We start from the raw sequence: 2,133 nt of genomic DNA on the forward strand, positions 1-2,133 counted from the left end.
CCGAAGCCGCCACCGCTGCCACGACGGCCACCACCACCGCCAAATCCGCCACCGCCGGAGCCGCCGCCGCCACCACCGAAGCCGCCGTTCTTGCCGCTGGCGCTGCCACTGCCACCGCCCAGGCCGCCATCGTTCGGGCCGCCAGCGTTCGGCCCTCCCCCCGGGGACAAAGTCCCATCCTCGCCCACGCCGGCACCTGCAAAGGAGTTCAAGGAAAGCCTGCCTCCTTGCCCCCCTTGTGCGTGATTGCGCGTGAGCGTGCTGCGTTCGATGGTGAGCTGGCCCCGATTGAAGATGGCACCGCCCGCACCCAGCGCGCCGCCGCCAAAGCGGCTGGAGCCGCCTGTGGCCTGCCCCCCGGCCAGGGTCAGGCCGCGCAGGACCAGGCCACCCTGCGCATCGATGTCGAACAGCCGGAAACCGGGTGCGGTACCGAGGCGCTGCACGCTCACGCCCTGGGGCGTCAGGCCATTGGCGGTGGCATCGATGGTGATGTGCTTGCCGCTGATGAAGAAGGCGCTGGGGCCGAACTGCGAGACGTAGCCGGGCCAGCTGGCCAGCGGCAGGCAGGTGGCGCCGGCGGCCTGCCCGGTGTCCAGGCAGTTGGTAAAGCGGGTCAGCGAGATGGTTTGTCCATCCAGGGCCGCGCCGAAGACGATGGTGTCGCCATCGGCGGCATGGTTGATGGCGTCGCGCAGGGTGTCGCAGTTGCGGTCGCCTGCGGCAGGCGAGCATTGCGCACGAGACAGCGGCTCGGTGTCTGCAATCTCGCCGGCGGTGGTGACGGTGAGTGTGGCGGCCTGGGCCGCGGCGCCGGCAAGGGCCAGTGCCAACCCGACCGTCAGGCCCGGCAATGTCCGGACCCAGGGGCTTGGCGTGGGTATGGGTGGTACGTCGGCTGCAGCAGACGGGTGGATGATGGACATGGCGGACCCCCTCGGTAGGCACAGCATCTCGGTGATGTGCTGAAGAGGGCAAATCTATGGGGTGTCCGGCTTTCTGTATGTCCCCCGTTCGGGCTACATGGCCGATGAGAGGGACGGGGTCGCCATGCCGCTCATGTCGCCCATGTCGCCTATCCGGGCGACATGACAGCGGTCTTGTTCCATGTGAACATGCGGCCCTCGCCACGCACTCCACCTCCATGGACACGCACACAGACCCTTCCTCTGCCGCCGCGACGGGTGGCGCCACACCCATCCGCGTGGCCGTGGTGGAGGACGACGCCGCCTGTCGCCACGCTCTGGTGGGCGTGATCAATGCTGCGAAGGACATGGTCCTGTGCTGGGCGGCAGCCAGCCGCGCGGAGGCCCTGCACCAGCTCGGCCGCGCCGATGGGGCCGGTGCCATGGACGTGATGCTGGTGGACCTGGGCCTGCCCGACGGCAGCGGCCTGGAGGTGATTGCTGCCGTGCGTGCCCGCCATGCCGGGGCGGCGGTGATGGTCAGCACCATCTTTGGCGACGAGCAGCATGTGCTGGCCGCCATCGAGGCCGGCGCCATGGGCTATCTGCTCAAGGACCTGGCCGCCGACGCGGTGCTGGAGGAAGTGCGCAGCCTGCACGCGGGCGGCAGCCCCATCAATCCCATGGTGGCGCGCAAGCTGCTGCTGCGCCAGCAGCGGGCCGGGGCGGTGGCAGGGCTGGAACGGCCTGTGGAGCCGCAGGCCGCCGCGCAGGCGCTGTCTGCGCGCGAGCTGGAAGTGCTGCGCCTGGTGGCGCGCGGCCATACGCTGGACGAGGTGGCACGCCAGCTGGGCGTGTCGCGCCACACGGTGCGCACCTTCGTGCGGCGCATCTACGGCAAGCTGCAGGTGTCCAGCCGCACCCAGATGATGCATGTGGCCTTGCAGCGCGGCTGGCTGGCCGAGGGGCGGCAATGAGCGCCGCCACGGTGGGCAGATGACGCAGCCGCTGCTGCGGGGGAGGGTCTTGCTGGTTTCGGCGGGACTGGTGGCGCTGGCGATGCTGCTGGCGGGGGCGTTCGGGCTGCGTGGCCCCGCCGCAGGCGAAGCGGTGCAACTGCGCCAGGCGCAGCTGTGGCGGTCGGACAGCCCGCACTGGGCGCCGCCTGCGGCGCTTGCGTCGGCCGACGACGCGGTGCTGGATGCATCGACGCCGTGGAGCGATGTGG

1 protein-coding gene and 2 pseudogenes are annotated in these 2,133 nt (G+C 70.7%); 2 read left to right on the forward strand and 1 reads right to left on the reverse strand.

The window, feature by feature from the left end; all coding sequences use genetic code 11:
• Positions 1-926, reverse strand: a pseudogene (locus L995_RS22185) (Ig-like domain repeat protein); the annotation flags it as partial.
• A 218-nt stretch (positions 927-1,144) separates the two neighbouring features.
• Here L995_RS22185 and L995_RS22190 point away from each other — a divergent pair.
• Both L995_RS22190 and L995_RS22195 read left to right on the forward strand, forming a co-directional pair.
• Entirely contained in the window at positions 1,145-1,882 is a 738-nt protein-coding gene (locus L995_RS22190) for a response regulator (protein ID WP_047473740.1), read from the forward strand.
• A 19-nt stretch (positions 1,883-1,901) separates the two neighbouring features.
• A pseudogene (locus L995_RS22195) lies at positions 1,902-2,133 on the forward strand (histidine kinase); the annotation flags it as partial.

Source organism: Delftia sp. ZNC0008, from assembly GCF_000799035.1.
Classification (GTDB): Bacteria; Pseudomonadota; Gammaproteobacteria; order Burkholderiales; family Burkholderiaceae_C; genus Comamonas; species Comamonas tsuruhatensis.

Coding starts and splice junctions, on each gene's coding strand:
- L995_RS22190 (WP_047473740.1), top strand. CDS start 1,145: ATGGACACGCACACAGACCCTTCCTCTGCCGCCGCGACGGGTGGCGCC.